Source organism: Mesorhizobium sp. ZC-5, from assembly GCF_025753855.1.
Taxonomy (GTDB): domain Bacteria; phylum Pseudomonadota; class Alphaproteobacteria; order Rhizobiales; family Rhizobiaceae; genus Neomesorhizobium.
The window spans coordinates 1-506 of sequence record NZ_JAOWPT010000072.1; the positions used below are offsets into that span (position 1 = coordinate 1).

The 506-nt window shown below is 63.8% G+C and carries 1 protein-coding gene; it reads right to left on the minus strand.

Annotation, left to right across the window (positions count from 1 at the left end; genetic code table 11):
- On the minus strand, positions 1-506 hold a 506-nt coding region (locus OHD58_RS30920), incomplete at both ends, for a hypothetical protein (RefSeq protein ID WP_263807318.1).

Sequence of the window (506 nt, forward strand, 5' to 3'; positions counted from 1 at the left end):
TCTGCCTCTTTGGCGCGGGACGCTTCCATCCTGGCGCGCTCCGAGGCCTCCTCGCGGGTCAGCGTGATCGTCATGGCGCAATCCTCGGCCGCAGGCTGCCGGGCAGAGAGGTTGCGCAAGATGCCCTGCTCCGTTGCGAGCTTGATCGAGGTCTCCATGATTGAAGCCGTCAGCGTCGGATTGTCCTTCAGGTCCTCCAGGGTCGCATCGACATCGAGCCTGCCCTGGTTGAGGGTCGCCGCCAGACCCTTGACGTAGGGCACGGCCTTCAAGCCCGGCGTTCGATGCAGCAGCCGCTGCAGCTCCTCGCTCTTCTTCATGAACAGGCGGGCGCCAGTGTCGGATTTGTAGGCGTCGGTGCCGACCTTGATGCCGAGGCTCAGGAGGTTGTTTGCGCTTTCGACGAGGTCGTCGGGATTGTAGCCATCCGGGCGCGGATCGATGCGCGCACGATAGTGATCGAGCAAAAGCTGGACGCGCTCTCGTGGCTGGGGAGTTGCCGCATA